24 protein-coding genes and 1 tRNA gene are annotated in these 17,680 nt (G+C 68.7%); 7 read left to right on the top strand and 18 right to left on the bottom strand.

All coding sequences use genetic code 11. The features are described from left to right. Positions 1–6 precede the first annotated feature (6 nt). Positions 7–1,581 (top strand): alpha/beta hydrolase, encoded by a 1,575-nt coding sequence (locus ACOKR1_RS04285; RefSeq protein ID WP_422935517.1) that lies wholly within the window; start codon positions 7–9, stop codon positions 1,579–1,581. A gap of 60 nt (positions 1,582–1,641) precedes the next feature. Here the strand turns inward: ACOKR1_RS04285 and ACOKR1_RS04280 are convergent, their stop codons facing one another. Then, the gene (locus ACOKR1_RS04280) at positions 1,642–2,364 is read right to left on the bottom strand and encodes an HAD-IA family hydrolase (RefSeq protein ID WP_422935516.1); all 723 of its coding nucleotides are present in this window, start codon (positions 2,362–2,364) and stop codon (positions 1,642–1,644) included. 187 nt (positions 2,365–2,551) lie between these two features. Between ACOKR1_RS04280 and ACOKR1_RS04275 the strand changes: the two genes are divergently transcribed. From ACOKR1_RS04275 to ACOKR1_RS04260, 4 genes are all read left to right on the top strand, one after another. Beyond that, a complete protein-coding gene (locus ACOKR1_RS04275; RefSeq protein ID WP_422935515.1) occupies positions 2,552–2,887 on the top strand; it encodes a hypothetical protein in 336 nt (111 codons plus the stop codon). A gap of 75 nt (positions 2,888–2,962) precedes the next feature. Beyond that, positions 2,963–3,038, top strand: a tRNA-Thr gene (locus tag ACOKR1_RS04270). Positions 3,039–3,295: 257 nt separating this feature from the next. Further along, positions 3,296–3,682, top strand: a complete 387-nt coding sequence (locus ACOKR1_RS04265; RefSeq protein WP_422935514.1) for a hypothetical protein — start codon at positions 3,296–3,298, stop codon at positions 3,680–3,682. A gap of 11 nt (positions 3,683–3,693) precedes the next feature. Beyond that, positions 3,694–4,473, top strand: a complete 780-nt coding sequence (locus tag ACOKR1_RS04260; protein WP_422935513.1) for an SDR family NAD(P)-dependent oxidoreductase — start codon at positions 3,694–3,696, stop codon at positions 4,471–4,473. 51 nt (positions 4,474–4,524) lie between these two features. Here the strand turns inward: ACOKR1_RS04260 and ACOKR1_RS04255 are convergent, their stop codons facing one another. Beyond that, positions 4,525–4,821: a helicase associated domain-containing protein gene (locus ACOKR1_RS04255; protein ID WP_422935512.1), complete on the bottom strand. Its 297-nt coding sequence runs from the start codon at positions 4,819–4,821 to the stop codon at positions 4,525–4,527. A 393-nt stretch (positions 4,822–5,214) separates the two neighbouring features. On the opposite strand from ACOKR1_RS04255, the gene ACOKR1_RS04250 reads away from it, so the two are divergent. Continuing rightward, positions 5,215–5,430: a hypothetical protein gene (locus ACOKR1_RS04250; protein ID WP_422935511.1), complete on the top strand. Its 216-nt coding sequence runs from the start codon at positions 5,215–5,217 to the stop codon at positions 5,428–5,430. Between the two features lie 159 nt (positions 5,431–5,589). Here ACOKR1_RS04250 and ACOKR1_RS04245 read toward each other — a convergent pair whose 3' ends face one another. The 14 genes from ACOKR1_RS04245 to ACOKR1_RS04180 all read right to left on the bottom strand — a co-directional run bounded on the left by ACOKR1_RS04245 (position 5,590) and on the right by ACOKR1_RS04180 (position 13,945). After that, positions 5,590–6,342: a potassium channel family protein gene (locus ACOKR1_RS04245; RefSeq protein WP_422935510.1), complete on the bottom strand. Its 753-nt coding sequence runs from the start codon at positions 6,340–6,342 to the stop codon at positions 5,590–5,592. Positions 6,343–6,432: 90 nt separating this feature from the next. Continuing rightward, positions 6,433–6,744 (bottom strand): DUF805 domain-containing protein, encoded by a 312-nt coding sequence (locus tag ACOKR1_RS04240; protein ID WP_422936551.1) that lies wholly within the window; start codon positions 6,742–6,744, stop codon positions 6,433–6,435. 296 nt (positions 6,745–7,040) lie between these two features. Next, positions 7,041–7,322: a TM2 domain-containing protein gene (locus tag ACOKR1_RS04235; RefSeq protein WP_422935509.1), complete on the bottom strand. Its 282-nt coding sequence runs from the start codon at positions 7,320–7,322 to the stop codon at positions 7,041–7,043. A 169-nt stretch (positions 7,323–7,491) separates the two neighbouring features. Continuing rightward, a complete protein-coding gene (locus ACOKR1_RS04230; protein ID WP_422935508.1) occupies positions 7,492–8,313 on the bottom strand; it encodes a GvpL/GvpF family gas vesicle protein in 822 nt (273 codons plus the stop codon). Next, positions 8,310–8,636, bottom strand: a complete 327-nt coding sequence (locus tag ACOKR1_RS04225) for a gas vesicle protein K (RefSeq protein ID WP_422935507.1) — start codon at positions 8,634–8,636, stop codon at positions 8,310–8,312. The genes ACOKR1_RS04230 and ACOKR1_RS04225 overlap by 4 nt, the downstream gene beginning before the upstream one ends. Next, on the bottom strand, positions 8,633–9,226 hold the full coding sequence (locus tag ACOKR1_RS04220; RefSeq protein ID WP_422935506.1) for a gas vesicle protein: 594 nt from the start codon (positions 9,224–9,226) through the stop codon (positions 8,633–8,635). The genes ACOKR1_RS04225 and ACOKR1_RS04220 overlap by 4 nt, the downstream gene beginning before the upstream one ends. Beyond that, a complete protein-coding gene (locus tag ACOKR1_RS04215) occupies positions 9,226–9,693 on the bottom strand; it encodes a gas vesicle protein (RefSeq protein ID WP_422935505.1) in 468 nt (155 codons plus the stop codon). Before ACOKR1_RS04215 ends, ACOKR1_RS04220 begins: the two co-directional genes overlap by 1 nt. Next, complete coding sequence (gene gvpO, locus ACOKR1_RS04210; protein ID WP_422935504.1) at positions 9,690–10,076, bottom strand: gas vesicle protein GvpO; 387 nt, start codon at positions 10,074–10,076, stop codon at positions 9,690–9,692. The genes ACOKR1_RS04215 and gvpO overlap by 4 nt, the downstream gene beginning before the upstream one ends. Before the next feature lie 2 nt (positions 10,077–10,078). Continuing rightward, the gene (locus tag ACOKR1_RS04205) at positions 10,079–10,330 is read right to left on the bottom strand and encodes a gas vesicle protein GvpG (RefSeq protein WP_422935503.1); all 252 of its coding nucleotides are present in this window, start codon (positions 10,328–10,330) and stop codon (positions 10,079–10,081) included. Further along, complete coding sequence (locus ACOKR1_RS04200) at positions 10,330–11,055, bottom strand: GvpL/GvpF family gas vesicle protein (protein ID WP_422935502.1); 726 nt, start codon at positions 11,053–11,055, stop codon at positions 10,330–10,332. Before ACOKR1_RS04200 ends, ACOKR1_RS04205 begins: the two co-directional genes overlap by 1 nt. Before the next feature lie 17 nt (positions 11,056–11,072). Beyond that, positions 11,073–11,444 carry a gas vesicle protein GvpJ gene (gvpJ, locus tag ACOKR1_RS04195; protein WP_422936550.1) on the bottom strand — a complete coding sequence of 124 codons (372 nt, stop codon included), beginning with the start codon at positions 11,442–11,444 and terminating at the stop codon, positions 11,073–11,075. Between the two features lie 35 nt (positions 11,445–11,479). Continuing rightward, entirely contained in the window at positions 11,480–12,646 is a 1,167-nt protein-coding gene (locus ACOKR1_RS04190) for an SRPBCC family protein (protein ID WP_422935501.1), read from the bottom strand. A 24-nt stretch (positions 12,647–12,670) separates the two neighbouring features. After that, on the bottom strand, positions 12,671–13,195 hold the full coding sequence (locus tag ACOKR1_RS04185; RefSeq protein WP_422935500.1) for a hypothetical protein: 525 nt from the start codon (positions 13,193–13,195) through the stop codon (positions 12,671–12,673). Positions 13,196–13,489: 294 nt separating this feature from the next. Then, positions 13,490–13,945, bottom strand: a complete 456-nt coding sequence (locus ACOKR1_RS04180) for a DUF2087 domain-containing protein (protein WP_422935499.1) — start codon at positions 13,943–13,945, stop codon at positions 13,490–13,492. A gap of 139 nt (positions 13,946–14,084) precedes the next feature. Between ACOKR1_RS04180 and ACOKR1_RS04175 the strand changes: the two genes are divergently transcribed. Continuing rightward, a complete protein-coding gene (locus tag ACOKR1_RS04175) occupies positions 14,085–15,989 on the top strand; it encodes an alpha-amylase family glycosyl hydrolase (protein ID WP_422935498.1) in 1,905 nt (634 codons plus the stop codon). Between the two features lie 72 nt (positions 15,990–16,061). Here the strand turns inward: ACOKR1_RS04175 and ACOKR1_RS04170 are convergent, their stop codons facing one another. Beyond that, positions 16,062–16,418, bottom strand: coding sequence for an SPW repeat protein (locus tag ACOKR1_RS04170; RefSeq protein WP_422935497.1), 357 nt, complete (start codon positions 16,416–16,418; stop codon positions 16,062–16,064). Between the two features lie 210 nt (positions 16,419–16,628). Next, positions 16,629–17,456, bottom strand: coding sequence for a sigma-70 family RNA polymerase sigma factor (locus ACOKR1_RS04165; protein ID WP_422935496.1), 828 nt, complete (start codon positions 17,454–17,456; stop codon positions 16,629–16,631). Between the last annotated feature and the right edge of the window lie 224 nt (positions 17,457–17,680).

Here is a 17,680-nt window from a genome sequence, read left to right as displayed (position 1 = left end):
AGCCCTGTGACGACGCCTGCCCCGAGCCCGGGGACGCCTCTGCCCGCCGCCGCAACCGCCCGGCTGCGGGGCGCGGTCGTCGTTGTCGTGGCCGCGATCCTGATCGCGCTGACGGGATGCACGCCGTTTATCGGACCGGGCCAAGGCAACTCCGCGAGCCCCGAGACCTCGGCGACCGAGGGGGCCGCGCCAGAGCTGACGAAGTTCTACCAGCAGCAGATCCAGTGGTCTCCGTGCGAGAACAATCTCGAGTGCGCCAAGGTCACCGTTCCGGTGGACTACGCGAAGCCGGACGGGGACACGATCCAGCTCGCCGTTGCACGCCTCAAGGGGCGCAACGCGAAGGGGAACCTCATGGTCAACCCTGGCGGACCGGGCGCCTCGGGAATCGACCTCGTGCGCGACGCCGGCAACTCGATGTTCTCCGACAAGCTCCGCGGGATGTACAACCTCGTGGGCTGGGACCCCCGTGGGGTCAAGCGCTCCGCCCCGGTCACATGCCTCGATGCGGCGGGGCAGGACGCGGTGCGGCAGCTCAACCTCGACAATTCGACCGATGCGGGGCTCGCGCAGTCGTTCGCCGAGCAGAAGAAGGTCATCGAGGCCTGCAAGGCGAACACCGGCCCGATCCTCGCGCACTCCGACACGATCAGCTCGGTCAAAGACATGGACGTCCTGCGGGCCGTCGTCATGGGCCAAACCAAGCTCGACTACGCGGGCTTCTCCTACGGGACGCTCCTCGGAGCGACCTACGCGAGCATGTTCTCCGACCGTGTGGGGAAGTTCGTGCTCGACGGCGCCGTCGATCCCGCCTTGGGCGCCCAGGAGCTCACGCTCGGCCAGGCGAAGGGCTTCGAGGACGCGCTCCACGCGTACGTGCGCTCGTGCATCTCGAAGTCGGGCTGCCCGCTCACGGGCTCGGAAACTGATGCTGTGGGCCAGCTCCAGACGCTCTTCCAGAACGTCCAGGAGCAGCCAATGCACACCAACGATGGGCGCGCCCTCCCCATCACCGACTTCGTGAACGGGTTCATCCTCCCGCTCTACAATGACCAGAGCTGGCCCGTGCTCACACAGGCCATCGCGAAGGCGCTCCGCGGCGACGGTTCCGCGATGCTGCGTCTCGCGGATCAGGCAGCGGATCGCGACCAGAACGGCACCTATTCGTCCAACGGCTCGTGGGCATTCATGGCGTACAACTGCCTCGACTACCCCACCGAGTCCAACACCGCCGGCATGCGCACCGAGGCCCAGCAGCTCGCGGAGGCGTCGCCGACCTTCGGCCAGTTCTTCGCGTACGGCGGGGTGAACTGCCGGGACTGGCCCTACAAGTCCGTCCGGACGCCCGCCCCCGCGCACTACACGGGCAGCAACCAGATCATGGTGCTCGGCACCACGGGCGATCCCGCCACGCCGTATCCGTGGGCGGTCTCGCTGCGCTCGGAGCTTGGGAACGCCGCCCTGCTGACCTGGACCGGGCAGGGTCACACGGCGTATGGGCGCGGCTCGACGTGTGTCGATCAGGCCGTGGACAGCTTCCTCGTGGACGGCAAGGCCGCCGAGGACGGCAAGCACTGCTGACGCCGCGCCGCCTAGGGCGAGCCGGGCGCCGTCGTTCGCGTGAGCGAGCCGGGCGCGGCGCTAGACCGCGGCAACGGCGTCGCGCTCCCACAGCAGCGACGGCAGGTCGGCGACGGAACGGACGACGGCGGTCGCGCCCGCCGCGCGCAGCTCGTGGGCGGGCTGGGCCCCCGTCAGAACGCCCACGGCCGCGGCAGCGCCGGCGCGCAGGGCCGACGTGATGTCTGCGGCCGTGTCGCCGGCAACGAGAACCTGCCGGACGTCTTCGATATCGAGGGCCAGGACGGCCGTGAGGACCATGTCGGGATAGGGCCGGCCGCGGCCCGCGTCCTCCGAGCACAGCGAGAGGTCCGCGAGACCCATCCAGTCAAGCGCCTCGAGGACGCTGTTCTGCGTGTGCCGACCGAAGCCCGTCGCGAGGCACACCTTGACGCCGTGCTCACGCAGGGTGTGGACGGCGGCCTCCGCCCCGGGGACCGCCCGCACGCAGCCCGAGAGGATCATCGCGTCGTACCCCTCGGCGAAGGCGCGGAACGCCGCCTTGGCGGTACCGGCGTCGTCCGGGAAAAGCCGCTCGAAGACCCCGGCGCGGTCGAGCCCCGCGCTGCGTCGAGACATCACGAGCGCCGAATCGAGCCGCTCGCCCGTGACGCCGAACTGCCGCAGGGCCTCGGCGACCGCGCGCTCCGCCGCTCCGCCATCGACCACGGTTGTCCCGTTCATGTCGAGTACGGCGAGACGGATGCCACTCGCCACGGCGGGCGGCAGGTTTTGCACGGTCACTGATGATCCCCCAAGTCCGGTTGGACGCCAGACTCGCCCGGCGATTGTTCTCCGACGATGCCATTGGCTCGCGACACACCACTGAATTCGCCACGTACGCAGGGTGAACACGACCACGGAGGACACTGGATATAAATGTTGGAGAAAATCGCGTCATACGGCGTGCTGGCCTTGTTCTACCTAGTAGGTGGCCGCCACGCTGGGGGTGGCGGCCACCACTGGGGCGCAGCAGGGACACAGCAGGGAGCTGATGGTGACGGGGACGTCGGCGATGGACAGAATGCAGGTCAGCAGGCAACTGCGGGCAGCGCTGAAGGGAAGCGGCGCGCGCCAGGCAGTGGGCACGATCGGCTCGGTCGAGGTGGTCGTGTATCCGGAACGCCCGGGAGGGCGGCAGAGCACGCTCGCATGCCTTCGAGGGCGCGGCGGAAGCGCCTACGTAGACTCCGCTCATTACGGGTCGTGGCGCCTCTTTTCGGCGGCGGTCGCGTATGCGGTGGACTATTTGGCCAAGCCGGCCTGACGCTCGTTTTGACCCGGAGCGGCGCGCTCCACTAGAGTATTCACTCGGTGGTTCCGCTGCTGCGGGGCTCCTATTGCCTCCCTAGCTCAGACGGTAGAGCGTCTCACTCGTAATGAGAAGGTCAGCGGTTCGATCCCGCTGGGAGGCTCCACGACCCCTCTCTAGACTTGCGGAAACGCGGATCAGAGAGGGGTTTTTCGTGCCCTTCGATGAGGGCTCGCCGATGGTGCGGGCTGGACCTCGGCCGGGTGTCTGGCTAGCCTCGCATGAGGCGCTCGCCCATCTTGCGGCGAACGGGGTTCGGAAATCCGCAACGGCCCACACGACGCGCCGCTGTTTGAAAGACCGCGGAACATACCGGGCCGCCGGGTCCCGTCGGCCGACCACTTGTCTGGAGAAATAACAGCCATGGAACTGGCCAAGACCCCCTACAGCCTCTTCTCCCTGACCGATGACGGAACCGTGCTGGAACTACAGTGGAGCGCGACCGAGGGCATGACCGACGAAGCCTTCCGCGCTGACATGGCGGCCTTCGCCGACCTGGCACTCGAACACCGGCCCACGGTCCTCGTTGTGGACGCGAGGGATTTCGCCCACCGGATGAGCGAAGCGACCGGTCAGTGGCGAGCCGAAGAGATCATCCCCCGCTACAACCGTGCGGGAGCTCTCAAACTCGCTTTCCTCCTCCCGCCCGCGGCTGGCTCCTCCGCGCCCGCACACGAGGACGGGGCCGATTTCCTCACCGCGTGGTTCACCGACCGCGCGGCGCTCAACGAGTGGATCCACGCCGCCTAGGCGGGCGCCCGATGAGCAAGCTTGCACTTGTCACCGGCGCGACATCCGGCATCGGCCGAGCCTTCGCCGAGCGCCTCGCCGCGGATGGCTACGACCTGGTGATCGTCGGCCGGCGCGCCGAGCGCCTGGCGGAGTTCGCCGCCGCGCACCCGGAGGTCGCGGTCCGCACTGTCGCCGCCGACCTGTCCACTCCCGAGGGGATCGGCGCGGTCGCCGAGATCTGCGCGGCCGAACCGTTGACGATGCTCGTGAACAATGCCGGAGTGGCCCACTACATGCCGCTCGCCGAGCTGCCGGCGGAGAAGGCAGCCGAGCTTGTGAGCGTCAAGGTCCTCGCGCCCACGATGCTCACCCGCGCAGCGGTCGGCGGCATGCAGGCGCGCGGCGAGGGCACCATCATCAACGTGGCTGGCATGATCGCGTTCGGCGGCCCCGCCCCGCACGCCCAGATGCCCCGCCGCGCGGTGTACGGCGGGAGCCTGGCCTACCTCGTCGCGATGTCCCAGACTCTGAGCGCTGAGCTCGAGGGTACAGGCGTCACCGTCCAGGTGGTGTGCCCTGGGGTCGTGGCCACGGAGTTCCACGAGCGTCAAGGCCTCGACCTGAGCATGGTGCCCCGCATGAGCGCGGCCGACGTCGTCACGGCGAGCCTGCGAGGCCTCGATCTGGGCGAAACCGTGTGCGCTCCGGGCGTCGAGAACGCACACCTCCTCGATGAGGTGTTCAACGCGGATCTCGCCGCCTTCGGGGCGCAGGGCCCCGATCTGGCGACGCGCTACCGGAACGCCTGAACCGAGCCGCCGGACCCCCGAGCCGCCGGGCCCTAAGCCGTCTCGAACCGGCTACGGTCTCGGGCTAATCGCATCAAACGCCCAGCCGACCCCGATCGCACGGTCGATCATGCGCCGTCGCGCGTCGCAGAGCGTGCCGCGGCGAGACTCGGCGCGCTGGGCCTCGAGCCAGCGCCCGAGCCTCGCCTCAAGCGCACTCTCCCCAGAGGTCTCGGGAGCCCGCCCCTCGGCCACGTGGAAGGCTGCCGTCTGCTCGAGCGTCTTGCCGAATACTTCGTCGCTGCTCTGCGACGGTCGGCGAATACCGGTGATCTGCCACGCAAGCTCGCGCATCAACGCCTCGTCCACGACGCTTCCCCCATCGATGTGAAATAAGTGATGAATATCATATTAGACACGTCCAACGGCTTCCGCTACCTGCGGGTAACTACGGCCGCCCGTAGGTCGACCCGTTCCTTGCCCGCAACTCGTCGGAGAAATGTCCCGCCCAAACTCGCGTTTAGGCCGGGACATTCCTGCACGCGCAGGGCCCCGACGCTACCTCTTCGGGCACGGCGGTCAGCTTGGCGGTGACTTGTCGACGAAAACGCCCTGTTCCGGGTAGACCGGGAGCCGACGGGTATCAAACGCTTCGCCGAATCCGGCGTGAACATCGCTGAAACGGCGGCGGGTCGGCTCGCGGGGCTGTCGAAGCCCAGTGGAGCATGGGTTCAACCGCAGGCTCGACCGGAGGAATCCCCCATGGCCGTTTCCAGTGTCTTGGCCAATCCGCACGTGACCGACCGCCTCTCCGCCCCTGAGGTCGCCGCCCTCGATCTCGCCAGCAATCCCGAGCTCGCCGAGCTCTTGGCAGCCGCGCCGCGCATGGCCCGTGCCCTCAACGCGATCCTCAACCTGGACGTGGACGAGAGGGCAAGACGCCTCATCCTCTGGGAGATCCGGGAAGCGCTCGGATAGCCGACGTCCACCACGAGCCCGGAGTCTCGGCTCAGGGGCCATTCGATATCTGGACTCGACGCCCGATTCCTCGCAAGTGAGAGTATGCAGTGCATCGCCGCAGTCGTTCATGGACTTCTGGGACGAGCCGGCCGAGTCGCCCGCAGGCGCCGGCCAACCCTAGCCGCGCGGTCCGCGCGCCTCGAGCACGGCCGCGAGCCGAGCAACCTGCTCGGACAGCGCGCGGATCTGCTGCTCGAGGGGCGCGTCGACGGCGTCGAGCGCCGCGGCCGTCCGCTCCGCGGTTTTGGCGGCCGTCTGGGCGGAGACGCTTTCCACGAGCCAGGATGCGATCGAGGCCGTGACGACGCCGAGCACCGCGATCCCAGCCACCATGAGGCCTGCGGCGGCGAACCGCCCAACGACGGTGATCGGGTAGTGGTCCCCGTATCCCACAGTCGTGATGGTGGTGAGGGCCCACCAGAGCGCGTCTCCGAACGTGCGGATGTTCGCCTGCGGATCGTTCTGCTCGGCGTCGAGGGCCGCGAGGGCACCGCAGTAGATCAGCATGGAAGCCGAGCCCAAAACATAGAGCAGGAGCTTGCCCCTCAGGGCGCTGCCCGCCCGACTATGCACGACCTTCAGCAGCGTGACGAGTCGCAGGAGGCGCAGTGGCCGGAGGGCGGGCAGCGCGAGGATCGCGAGTTCGTGCAGGTTGTACAGGAACCAGCGCCCTCGGCTCGGAGCGAGCCACAGGCGCACGCCGTAGTCGAGCACGAAGACCGCCCACGCCGCCCAGACGAGGGCGTCTGCCCACGCACCTTCCGCGTCCGGAAGGTCGGCGATGACCTGCACCGAGTAGGCAGCGAGGAAGAGAAGGGCGGCGGCCATCATGGGCCATTCTGAGAGCCGTTGCCAGCGTTCAAGGGTCATGCGCTGAAGGCTACAACTGGGCGATCCCGAAGGTGCGGAACGCCGCAGGGGCCCGGGCGCAGCGCCCGGACCCCTGCGAAACGTAGTGCGTCAGCCCGGATAGACAGGACCAGTGGGCCGGTCGAAGCGCTGCCCCTCGGGCTTCGGAGGCAGCAGCGAAAGGATGAGCAGAGTGAGGCCGCCCAGGATCGGGACGAGCCCGATGAAGATCATCCAGGCACTGATATTGACGTCATGCAGGCGGCGGGCAAGGAGCGCGAGCTGCGGGACGATCGTGGCGAGGAACCAGATGCCCTCGAGCGCGTACCCGACCACGGACATGGGCCCGGGCGTAGACGTTGTGTAGCCGGACGCGTCGGTGTACTCATAAATCCCCCTCGTGTCTATGGATGACGAGGCCATGGTAGACACGGCCGCGCTGGAACCGACGGAATTTACGGGTACATTGCGCCGCATGGCCACGCAGCGTGGTCGGTGGCAGGGACCCCGCAACCCGGTGGCAGGGACCCCACAACCCGGCGCCAGAGACCCCGCAACCGGGCGGCGGGCAGCGTGTCATCGCTGCCCGCCACCGGAACCAAACCTCGGATGGGAACCGCGCCACAGTCCGCGGCTCAGTTCAGGACTGCGGTTCAGTTCAGGACTGCGGTTCAGTTCAGAACCGCGGCCCAGTTCGGGATGGCTCAGTTCGGGACGGCTCAGTCGGCCAGCGGGGTCCCAGTCGCGTCGGCACGGAAGGCCTCGGCGCGGGCGAGGATCATGATGCCCTCGATGAAGCCCCACAGGGCGCCGAAGCCGAACGTCACCAGCGTGACGACGATCTGGATGATGCCGATCTTCGTGTAGCCGAGGTAGAAGCGGTGCACCCCGAGGCTGCCCAGGAAGATGCCGAGCAGGCCAGCGGCGATGCGCGACTTGGGCTGGGTCGCGGGGACGGGCTGTGCGGGTGCGGTGGGCTCGCCAACGTTGGGCTGGGTCATGGCTGACCTTTCTGAGAGTGTGTGCGACGGACCTGACGGGGATAGTGCCGCCGGACCAAGACAAGCCTGTGGTGGGGCCAGCCTCGGTCACGGCAGCATGATCATTTCAATTAGACATGTAAAACACCAGTGTGACGCGGCGCTTCTGCGCCCCATTCCCCGGGTCCGCTCAGGACCCGTCCAACTCCGAGGGTCCGTTCCGCGACCCCGGAACGTCGGCGAAGGAGAACGGCGGCCACGGGCCGAGGAATTGCACCCGGACGGCCGGATCCTCGGCCTCGATGTCGCTCAGGGCCTGCCCGAGGCGGGGAACGTCGCCGCGCCGGGCCAGGACGGAGACGTTCAGAACCGTGGCGCAGCCCGCGGGCGGGTGCCCGCGGAGATTCTCCGTGAGATCCTCCGACAGGGCGGCGAGGCGGCGGCGATACTCGGGATACAGCCGGTCCGCGCGCTCCTCCACCGCCTCCGCGGCCAGCGCGGCCAGCTTTCGGGCAAGAAGACGCTGGACCCCGGCCGGGCGCTCCGCGAGCTCGGCCTCGACGCGCCGCGACTCCTCGCTCCCGCTCGCGGCCGCGCGTCCGTCGAGGGAGATCTCGACACGGAGCTCCACGCGGCCTTCAAGAGCCGCGAGCCGTTCGGCGAGCGCGGCGGCATTGGCCCGGAGCCAGTGCGCGAGCCGCTCGCTCGCCGATTCGTTCTCCCCCGGCGTCACGATGACGTTGAGCCCGAGGGGCAGCACGGTCCCCGCGTGGGCCCAACACCGCTCGACCACGTTGCCGTGCTCGAGGACGCGGCGCTCCGCGTCCCTGCCGGATCCCGCGTACGGCGGGGCGTCGTGGCGGTGGACCACGGCCGCGACGCCCTCGGACACGGCGACCACCTCGAGGGCCACGGCGTCGATGCCCACCCCGAGAGTCGCGGGGTCGAGGTCGTGAGGCACGACGGCGTAGACGTACAGCCCCGCGGTGCCCCCAGGCGCTGCGCTGGTCATCGGAGCGCTCCCCGCGCCGTACCCGTGGGGCGGCCCGGACTCGCAGCCCGACCGATGAGCTCCGTCACGGCCTCGTCGAGGCCGCGACGCAGCTCATCGACGGAGTCCTCGATGCCGTGATCGAGCTTGAGCTGGGCCATCGCCGCGTCGAGTTCGAGGAGGGCGGTCCCGAGCCGGTCCTGCTCCTCCTCCGTGAGCGAGCCGCCCTCGATGCGGCGCAGGGCCTGGGCCTCGAGCGCCTCCTGGATGATCTCGACGAGCGTCACCACGAGCGTCAGCACGCCGTTCTTGAGGTTGTCCTCGTCGATGTTGAGCTTCGTCATGCCGCACCTCCCTGCCGCAGCGCGGCTTCCCATTCGTCACCGCGGTCGACGGCGATGGCGACCTCCCAGCGTTCGGTCGCCAACGCGAGCACGCGCCGCTGGCCCGGGGCGGGGGAATCCGCGGCGTCGACGGCGAGGAGTCCGAGTTCGCGCACCCCTGTGATCTCGTCCGCGGCGATCCGCACGGCGGGGCGGCGGTCGCCCTCCCCGAACCAGGTGAAGCCGCGGGCCGGCTCCCACCGGGCCGTTCCGCTGCGCCAGACCTCGCCGTACGAACGCTGCTCGCGGAAGAGGGCCTGGCTCTCGAGTCGCGCGCGGCCCATGGTCGGGGCCGCGGCACCCGGGTGCGCTGCGCCGCCGTCGTCCGCAGCGTGGGGACGGTGCGCCGCACGCGTGGCCTCGTCCCAGTCGCGCATCATCCCGTACTCGAGGAGGGTCTCCATCCCCGCGAGCGCGGCCCGGAGGCTCACGCCGACGAGCGGAATCTCGGCGACCGTGATGACCGCATCGACGTCGAGATACACGCCTTTGGTGAGCAGCGTGTCGACGAGCGCCGAGACGGACGACTCGGGTTCGCGGACCGGGTCCATCACTCCCCCGCTCCCGGGTCGCGGCCCCGACTGAGCGCGAGGGCGCTCTTCCACCCGCACCACGGGCAGAACTCGTGCAGCAGCTGGGCCTCGGGGGCCCGCTTCCCGCACTGCGGGCACGTGTCCTTGCGTTCGATCGAGTCGTTCCACGCCGCCGTGTCGCGATTCGTCCCGGACGGGAAGTCCAGCCCGTAGCGCGCGGCGGTATCGAACGAGGCCAGCGCTGCGCGGATCCGGATGCCCAGCAGCTCGACGCCCGCCAGCGAGACCGTGATGTCCGCGTTGATCACGAGCCCCTTGTCGAGCAGGGTCTCGATGACCTGCGTGAGCGTGCCGTCGCGGTCGCGTTGCGGCTGCAGGGGTGCGCCGCCCGTAGCGAGGCCTCGCGCGGGCGAACGGACGACGTCGCGCCCCGCACCTTCCGCCTCGCGGGGCGCGGCGCGGGTGCTCTCAGATTCCTGGGTCATTGGCCTCCGGGTCGACCCCGCAGGTATCGCTCCCCGCGCGAATAGCCCACGAGCTCTCCCTTCGCGTTGACGTCCACCGAGTATTCGGCCATGACGTCCGAGGTGTCGGGGAAGTGGTGCGCCTCGACGACCTCGACGATGACCTTCCAGTTGCCGGAATCGGTCTTGGACATCCCGACGACGGCCTCGATGTCCCGGGTGGTCAGTTCATGGAGCTGGACGACGGCGCGCTGGGCCGCGCGGATCGAGCTCAGTTCGGGCCTGCGCGCCCGGCTCCCCGTCGACCCGCTCCCCTTGGACGGGCTCCCGTTCGATTGGCTCCCCTTCGACGGGCTCCCCTCGGGGGCGCGACGCGGGGTCCCTTCGTCGCTTCGGCTCGCCATGGTCAGTGCTCCTTCCTGCTCCGCCGTTCGTTGCCCTCGAGAAGGCGGGCCACGAGCTCCCGCTCGAGAGCTGCGGCGTCCTCGTCGGAGACCTCGCCCCGGCCCCTGGCCTGGGCGACCTCCTCGAGCTGCCGACGGATCGCCGCCGGATCGTAGTACCGCCGCTCCGCCTCCTCACCGAGACGCTCAGCCACCCACACCACGCCCTTCGCGGGCGCGAGCGGGAGTCCGAGGATCCCCGAGAGGAGTCCCATCACGCGACGCCCATGAAGTCGTAGGGGGCCTGAGGGCCGAGCAGCCGGAACGTGATCCGGCCGGCGGAGCGGCGCGCGAAGTCCTCGGCGGTGCGCTCGAACTCCGCCTGCCGATGGCGCTCGACGAGGGCGGCGAGTTCGATCACGTCGTCGGCCTGGCCGGGTTCGCGCTCGACGACCTCGAGGGCCAGCGGAACGATGGCCTCGCGGACGGGCTGCGCCTCCGCCGTGGCCTTGCGGTGCAGACCACGAACCACGAGCTCGCCGAGGCGGATCCTCTCCTCGCGGGTCTCGTCCTCCGAGGAGCCCGAGATCGCCCGCCGCAGGGCGGATATCTCATGATCCTCCTCGACGAGTTCGGCGAGCGCCTGGTCCGCAACGAACCGGGCGTGCAGGGTGAACTGCGCCGAGTCCCCAACCCGCGCGAACTGGGCCGCGTAGGCGTTGTGCCCGGGGGCGAGCACGCGTTCCACGAGCGCCTCCGCGTCCGGCACGAGCGTGCCGAACACCATGGGGAGCACGGGCCTATCGGCCGCGATGCGGTCCAGGACGGCGCTGTGGGCCAGAAGATTCTCCGGCGTGCCGATCTCCTCGCCGTCTTCGACCTGTGAGACGAGGGCCGTCTGGCCGTTGGACTCGACGGTTGTCACCCGCTCGCCCTGGACGCCCACCAGTTCGGGGACGTCCGCGGGGCTCGGAACGATGCCGTAAACGTACAGGCTCACTGGGGTCTCCTGTTCCACTAGGCCTTCTCACTCCTTCGGCGACGCGGCCGCGCCTCTTCCCGCTCGCCGTCGTCCTCGTTGTCCTTGTCGCCGACGACCGCGTCCTTGACGCCGGAGAGCAAGCCCTTCGTCTTCTTGTGGGCGCCGCTCTCCTCCATGTCGCCGATCATGTCCGGAAGGCCCTTCCCGCCCTGCTTCGCGAGGTCCAGGCGGTTCGTGGCCTCGGCGAAGCGCAGGTAGGTGTCGACGCTCGCGATCACGATCCGGGCGTCGATGGTGAGCACCTCGATCCCCACGAGGGAGACCCGGACGTAGGCGTCGATCACCAGCCCCTTGTCGAGGATGACGTTGAGGACGTCAGCCAGCGAGCTCGATTGGGGCCGGTCCATGTAGCCCCCGCGGGGCTGCACTGAGCTGTTGGTCGTCATGCGCTCCTCCTCGCCCGAGGCTTCGCGGGCCGCTTGTCCTCGGAGTCGTCGTCGCGCCGGCCGGCGCGCTCGTCCTCGTCCTCGTAGTCTTCGTCGTCGTCAGCTACGTCCTCTGCGTCCTGTTCGTCCTCTTCGTCGTTGTCCTCTTCGTCCTCGTAGTCGTCGTATTCGTCTTCGGCCGCCTCGTCGTCGTCGGACTCGCCGTCCGCGGACTCGGGGTCGTCGTCGTACTCGTCCTCGTACTCGTCCTCCGGGTCGCCTTCGCGGCCGCGGTCGTGATCCTTGGAGTCGGATTCGCGTTCCTCCTCAACGACCTCGTCGTGGGAGCGCACGACGTCGCCATCGCGGATCTCGCCGCGCCAGCCCTCGACGTCGTCCGGACTGAGGATGGTCGAGGTCATGACGTGGCGCACATACCTCTTGAGCTCCACCCGCACACGGCGGCCCACGGCGCGCCAGATCTGTCCGGTCTTCTCGAAGAATCCCCGCGGGTAATACTCGACGACCACGCAAATGCGTGTGAGCCGCGGGGCGATCTCGTGAAATGTCACCGAGCCGTCCAGATGACCCTTCTGGCCCTTCGACTTCCAGATGATCCGGTCGTCCGGAACCATCTCCTTGATGGTCGATTCCCACGTCCGGTGGGACAGGAAAACCTGGCCCTTGATTTCGACCTTTCCCTGGTCCTCGTCGTGTTCGACGTTGTGGACCTTCTTCATGAAGTCGGACCATTCCTCGAATTCGGTCCACTGGTTATAGGCGACCTTCACGGGTACCCCGACATCGGCCCATTCGACGATATTCACGAGCTTCTGCTGGCGGCTTCCGCGCCCGCCTCCGCCACCTGTCAGCGCCTCGGCGCCGGCGGAGACCGTGTCCTTGACCTTGTCCTTCACGCCGCTCAGAGCCCCTCCCACCGAGGCGAGCACGGGATTCTTGCCCTGGAGCTTGGCCTTGAGCCCCTCTCCGAGGGATTTGCCCTTGATGCTGGATGACTTGCCGTCGGCGTAATCCGTGAGCCGGTCGGTCAGGCCGTCGATCGTGTCGCTGACCTTGCCCATGCCGTTGTTGACGAGGGCGGTTCCGTAGTCGCTCGCGGCGTCCTTCAGACCGTCCAGGCCAAGCTTGTCCAGGAGGGAACTGTTGCTCGTCTTTGCCTCCATGACCTGCCTCCTTCTGCTGGCGCCCTACGCGGACGAAGACTTGGTGGACTTCGAGGAGCTCTGGCTGCGGCCCGGACTGCGGCGAGTCGAGGATGCCGTGCGGGAGCCCGTGCGTGTGCCCCCTCGGGATCCGGACGCGGAGCCAGACTGCTTGGAGCCAGACTGCTCGGAACCGGACGCCTTGGAGCTGGAACGGGACTGGCTGGGACGGGACTGGCGGCGCGAAGGCTGCTTGTCGGCGTCCTCCGCGGCATCCGAATCCTCGGGCTCCGCGCGCTCGTCCTGGGGCTCTTCGTCCTCGGGCTTGGGCTCGCGGAGCTTCTCGGCCCTGTCCTGCAGGCTGTCGCTCAGGGAGCCGATGCCCCGCGAGGCCGCCGTGACGGCCGCCCCGGTGGCCGCCTCCAGGAGCGTGGTGCGGACCTGCTTCACGATGCTCCTCGCCTCGGGGCTGGATTCGAGCATCTTGCCGGCCTTGCTGATCAGCTCGCCTCGGTGGTGCAAGATCTGCCTCCCGCCGATCACGCCGGCCACCGTCAGGGCGAGCTTCATCTTCTTGGTCCTGCCGAGCAAATAGCCGGCTGCGAGTACAGCTGCAATTTGTGTTCTGCCGTCCACGGGACCCTCCATCCGTGTTGGGGCGATTGTGAGCTGGTTTGCGTTCGATGCCGAGGCGTCGCCGAGGATGCGAAACTTCCGGCGGCGCACGGTGATCCCGTCGGGAATTTCCCACACGGAAACACCGCGATGCGAACGAATTAATGCCCGGCCTCAGGCCTCAGGCATTCCGATATCGAGTTCAGTACCCTGCGCCGGAGATCCCAAACTCGGATGATCTCCGGGCCGCTACGCCCGCCAGTACGCGCTGCCGTCGGCCTTGCGGCCCAGCAGACCTTCGTCGACGAGCGCGCGGCGGACGCGTGGAACGTCGTCGACCCTCTCGGCGAGCCGCGCATTGAGCTCGGTCTCGGGCACGGTTTCGTCGGGCCCGAGGACCTCGCCCGCGAGCTCCTCGAGGGTCGCCCGGAGCAGGGTGCGCCGTCGCGGAAGCTGCTCGATCCTCTGCTCGGGCTTCGGCACCAGGGCAGACCGGGCGTGGGCAAGCAGCCCCTGAAGGGCGGCCTCGTCGACACGGACGAGCGCGCCGGGGAGCTCCTCGAGCACACCCGCCGCCTCGAGTAGACGGTCCCGGGTAGGATCGGCCGGCGCGCCGCGGCGCCCGCCCAAGGAGATCTCCGCGAAGCGCTCCCGCGCGCGGCCGTTGGCGAGCGCGGCGATGAGCCGGATCAGCTGCTCCTGCATAGCTCCACTGTCCACGGTCTGGGGCGAGTGTCCAATCCCGGGCTCCGTCACGTCGCAAGGTCGCGCGCTCGATGGCCCGCAAGTAACGTATGTGGCACGCACCACACCGCTAGCGAGAACCCACCCCGAGGAGGGTCACGTGCCGGAGAGCGCGAGTGTCGAGCAGGAGGCCCGTCAGCACGTCTTGTCTGCCCTGGACGCGGATCCCCAGCTGAGCGGGGCGGAATGGGGCGAATTCGGCGAGCGCTTCGACCGCCATTTCCCCGAGCTCGAGCGCCTCTTCCGCTCCCTTTACGGCGAGCGCGGGGACTGGCTCGCGCAGCTCTCGGCGCTCGTCGTCGAATGCGCCGAGTCCTGGCAGAAGCGGCCCGCGGAGCTCAAGGCGCTTGACGCGCGGCGCGAGGCCGAGCCCGACTGGTACCAGTCGGGCGGGATGCTGGGCGCGGTCTGCTACGTGGACCGCTACGCGGGCAGCCTCGCGGGCCTTCGCGATCGTATTCCTTACTTCCGCGAGCTGGGCCTCACCTATCTGCATCTCATGCCGCTGTTCCTCGCCCCGGAGCCGAACTCGGACGGCGGCTATGCGGTCTCGAGCTATCGCGACGTCAATCCTAAACTCGGCACCATCGCGGAGCTGCGAGAGCTTGCGACCGAGCTTCGCGAAAACGGCATCAGTCTCGTGGTGGACTTCATCTTCAACCACACGTCCAACGAGCACGAATGGGCCCAGCGGGCCGCCGCCGGCGATCCGGACTTCGAGGGCTACTACTGGCTCTTCCCGGACCGCACCATGCCGGACGCGTACGAGCGGACCGTCCGCGAGATCTTCCCGGACGACCATCCCGGCTCCTTCGTCCCGCTCCCCGACGGCCGCTGGGTCTGGGCCACGTTCCACACGTTCCAGTGGGATCTCAACTACTCGAACCCCGCCGTGTTCCGCGCGATGGCTGGGGAGATGCTGTTCCTCGCGAATCAGGGCATCGAGATCCTGCGCATGGACGCGGTCGCGTTCATCTGGAAGCAGCTCGGCACCGCGTGCGAGAGCCTCCCCGAGGCGCATTCGCTCCTCCGGGCGTTCAACGCCGTGTGCCGCCTCGCGGCGCCGTCGCTCCTGTTCAAGTCGGAGGCGATCGTGCACCCCGACGAGGTGGTCCAGTACATCGACCCGGCGGAGTGCCAGCTTTCCTACAACCCCCTCGAGATGGCCCTCACGTGGGAGGCCCTCGCCACGCGGGACGTCTCGCTTCTCGCCCAGGCGCTCACGCGCCGGCACAACCTCCCCGCCGGCACGGCGTGGGTCAACTACGTGCGCAGCCACGACGACATCGGCTGGACGTTCGCGGACGAGGAGGCGGCCGAGCTCGGCATCAACGGCTTCGACCACCGCCGCTTCCTCAACAACTTCTACGTGAACCGCTACCCCGGAAGCTTCGCGCGAGGCGTCGCGTTCCAGGACAATCCCCGCACGGGGGACTGCCGCATCTCCGGCACCACCGCCTCCCTGTGCGGGCTCGAGTCAGGCTCCCCCGAGGCGATCCGCCGCATCCTGCTCGCGCATTCGATCGCGATCAGCACAGGCGGCATCCCGCTCATCTATCTCGGCGACGAGGTGGGCCAGCTCAACGACTACGGCTACGCCCAGGAAGAGGGGCACGAGGCGGACAGCCGCTGGGTCCACCGACCGCACTATCCCGCCGAGCGCTACGCCCACCGCGGCGATCCCACCACTCCGGAGGGCGCGATCTTCGCTGGCCTCGCGCGCATGCTCGCGGTGCGCGCACAGACGCCCGCCTTCGCGGGCAACCGGCTCGTCGACTTCACGACGAACAATCGCCACATCCTCGGCTACCAGCGCCAAGCGGACGACGGCGGAGTCCTCGCCTTGGCGAACTTCTCCGACTCACCCGAGCGCGTCGATGCGGCGACGCTTTCTGGCCTCGGGGGCGACGCCGTCGACCTTTTGACGGGGCAAAGGCTCCGGATCGCCGAGGGGCTGACGCTCCCGCCGCAGGAATTCCGCTGGCTCGCCGTCCAGCCGGCCTAACTCGGGTCGCGCCGGGCACGGAACGGCCGCGACGCCTCACGACGCCGCGGCCGTTGTGGACTAACTCTTTTTCTAGTGCGAGGGCATCATCTTGCGATGCGTGTCGATGCTCGGCTTGATAGCCGCCGCTGTCACGGCAGCGGCAACCAGGCCGGCAATCCAAGACGTCCAGGCCGCTCCGGCGGTTCCGGTGTAGTTACCGATCCATGGGGAGACGAACAGCAGGACGCCGAAGGCCGCCTGTGCGTACTCGAGCCACGGAGTGCCCGGCATGGACAGGTTGAGGACGGCCGTTGCGATTAGCAGGATGCCGAAGACGAGCATGAGAGACACCGCCGCTGTCGAGGGCATCGTCACGATCACCGACAACGCGGCGACCAGCCCGCAGACCCCTGCAACGTAGTCTTCCCAGCGCATCCACTTCTTCATTGAGTTACTCCCTCCCATCAATCCGCTCCTCCGGACTCCCGGAGGAGCCGGTCAGTGGGGTGGTGGTCGGTGCTTTCGCGCCGGCGCCCGAAGCCGCTGGCCTCTTCCAGTAGACGCCGGTAAACCCATGCTGTAAAGGGCACATAACGTCACAGACTGGGCGTCAAATCAACCGGATCAGTTAGCGTGCTGCCCCTTGAGGCCAGGCGCTTACGCGGCCATGTGGCGGCGGAGCCTCCCGAGCAGTCGGCGCAGGAGCCGCGAGACCTGCATCTGGCTCACGCCGAGCTCGCGCGCGATCTCGTCCTGCGTGAGCTCCCTCACGAATCGGAGGTACAGGAGGTGGTAGTCCGCCTCCGACGAGCCCTCGAGTGCGTCGGCGAGGGCCTGCATCGATTCGACGCGCTCGTAGCCGGGATCCTCCGCGGCGACGACGACGTTGAGCCGCCGCTCCACCGGATCGTCGGACGTGTCGGCGTGCTCGATGGGGTTCGCCACCATCGAGGCGTCCGCGATCTGCGCCTCCGCGACGTCCTCGACCGGCATCGAGAGCTCGAGGCTGAGCTCGCGCGTCGAGGGCTCGTGTCCGAGGCCCTGCGCGAGCCGCGGCCGGAGCGCGTTGATCTTGAGCCGCAGCTCCTGGATGCCGCGGGGCGGCCGCACCACCCACGACTGGTCGCGCAGGTACCGCTTGAGCTCGCCCGTGATGGTGGGCACCGCGTAGGGGACGAATCCGTGCCCCTGGTCGTGCCGATACCTGTTCGCTGCCTTGATCAGTCCCAACCGCGCGACCTGGCGCAGGTCGTCGGGGTCATGGCCGGGGCATCGAAAGCGCTTCGCGAGCGCGTCGGCCACCCCCAGGTATTCGACGGCGAGGTCTCCGGCTGCCTTGGCCCGCGCGGCGGTCTCGGGTGAGGCCGATTCGCTCGACTGGTCGCCAAGTTCCCCGACCCGGGGTGCCGGGTCCGCGGGTAGCGATTCGGCATCGCGGGGGGCACTTCGCGGTGGTGCCGCGAGCTCCTCTCGAACACTCGTCATGTACGGATCTCCTTCTCGCCTGAATCGATACGGACCGTGCAATTAATCGGACGCTACGACTAGACAGACCGTTCTGTCTATACCCACAGGGGGTACTCCGCGCTCGGCGCGCCCGTTTACGCGCCATCTTCAAGGGGTATTTCCCGCGGTGAAGAGTGTCGCGGCGAAACGGAGGCTGCATGCGAGACCCGGTGAACGTCGTGCCGCGAAAACCGCGCCGCAGA

It is taken from the genome of Sinomonas sp. P47F7, from assembly GCF_049332655.1.
GTDB lineage: Bacteria > Actinomycetota > Actinomycetes > Actinomycetales > Micrococcaceae > Sinomonas.
Note: the sequence above shows the minus strand (reverse complement) of the source record. Positions and strands in the feature narration are given on the sequence as shown.

What these genes read in the sequence shown, in the direction of transcription:
- gvpO (WP_422935504.1), bottom strand. Translation starts at nt 10,076, where the DNA reads ATGGCGAGCCGAAGCGACGAAGGGACCCCGCGTCGCGCCCCCGAGGGG.
- ACOKR1_RS04215 (WP_422935505.1), bottom strand. Translation starts at nt 9,693, where the DNA reads ATGACCCAGGAATCTGAGAGCACCCGCGCCGCGCCCCGCGAGGCGGAA.
- ACOKR1_RS04165 (WP_422935496.1), bottom strand. Translation starts at nt 17,456, where the DNA reads ATGACGAGTGTTCGAGAGGAGCTCGCGGCACCACCGCGAAGTGCCCCC.
- ACOKR1_RS04170 (WP_422935497.1), bottom strand. Translation starts at nt 16,418, where the DNA reads ATGAAGAAGTGGATGCGCTGGGAAGACTACGTTGCAGGGGTCTGCGGG.
- ACOKR1_RS04260 (WP_422935513.1), top strand. Translation starts at nt 3,694, where the DNA reads ATGAGCAAGCTTGCACTTGTCACCGGCGCGACATCCGGCATCGGCCGA.
- ACOKR1_RS04250 (WP_422935511.1), top strand. Translation starts at nt 5,215, where the DNA reads ATGGCCGTTTCCAGTGTCTTGGCCAATCCGCACGTGACCGACCGCCTC.
- ACOKR1_RS04240 (WP_422936551.1), bottom strand. Translation starts at nt 6,744, where the DNA reads ATGGCCTCGTCATCCATAGACACGAGGGGGATTTATGAGTACACCGAC.
- ACOKR1_RS04265 (WP_422935514.1), top strand. Translation starts at nt 3,296, where the DNA reads ATGGAACTGGCCAAGACCCCCTACAGCCTCTTCTCCCTGACCGATGAC.
- gvpJ (WP_422936550.1), bottom strand. Translation starts at nt 11,444, where the DNA reads ATGGACCGGCCCCAATCGAGCTCGCTGGCTGACGTCCTCAACGTCATC.
- ACOKR1_RS04180 (WP_422935499.1), bottom strand. Translation starts at nt 13,945, where the DNA reads ATGCAGGAGCAGCTGATCCGGCTCATCGCCGCGCTCGCCAACGGCCGC.
- ACOKR1_RS04190 (WP_422935501.1), bottom strand. Translation starts at nt 12,646, where the DNA reads ATGGAGGCAAAGACGAGCAACAGTTCCCTCCTGGACAAGCTTGGCCTG.
- ACOKR1_RS04235 (WP_422935509.1), bottom strand. Translation starts at nt 7,322, where the DNA reads ATGACCCAGCCCAACGTTGGCGAGCCCACCGCACCCGCACAGCCCGTC.
- ACOKR1_RS04225 (WP_422935507.1), bottom strand. Translation starts at nt 8,636, where the DNA reads ATGACGAAGCTCAACATCGACGAGGACAACCTCAAGAACGGCGTGCTG.
- ACOKR1_RS04245 (WP_422935510.1), bottom strand. Translation starts at nt 6,342, where the DNA reads ATGACCCTTGAACGCTGGCAACGGCTCTCAGAATGGCCCATGATGGCC.
- ACOKR1_RS04220 (WP_422935506.1), bottom strand. Translation starts at nt 9,226, where the DNA reads ATGGACCCGGTCCGCGAACCCGAGTCGTCCGTCTCGGCGCTCGTCGAC.
- ACOKR1_RS04230 (WP_422935508.1), bottom strand. Translation starts at nt 8,313, where the DNA reads ATGACCAGCGCAGCGCCTGGGGGCACCGCGGGGCTGTACGTCTACGCC.
- ACOKR1_RS04185 (WP_422935500.1), bottom strand. Translation starts at nt 13,195, where the DNA reads ATGAAGCTCGCCCTGACGGTGGCCGGCGTGATCGGCGGGAGGCAGATC.
- ACOKR1_RS04205 (WP_422935503.1), bottom strand. Translation starts at nt 10,330, where the DNA reads ATGGGACTCCTCTCGGGGATCCTCGGACTCCCGCTCGCGCCCGCGAAG.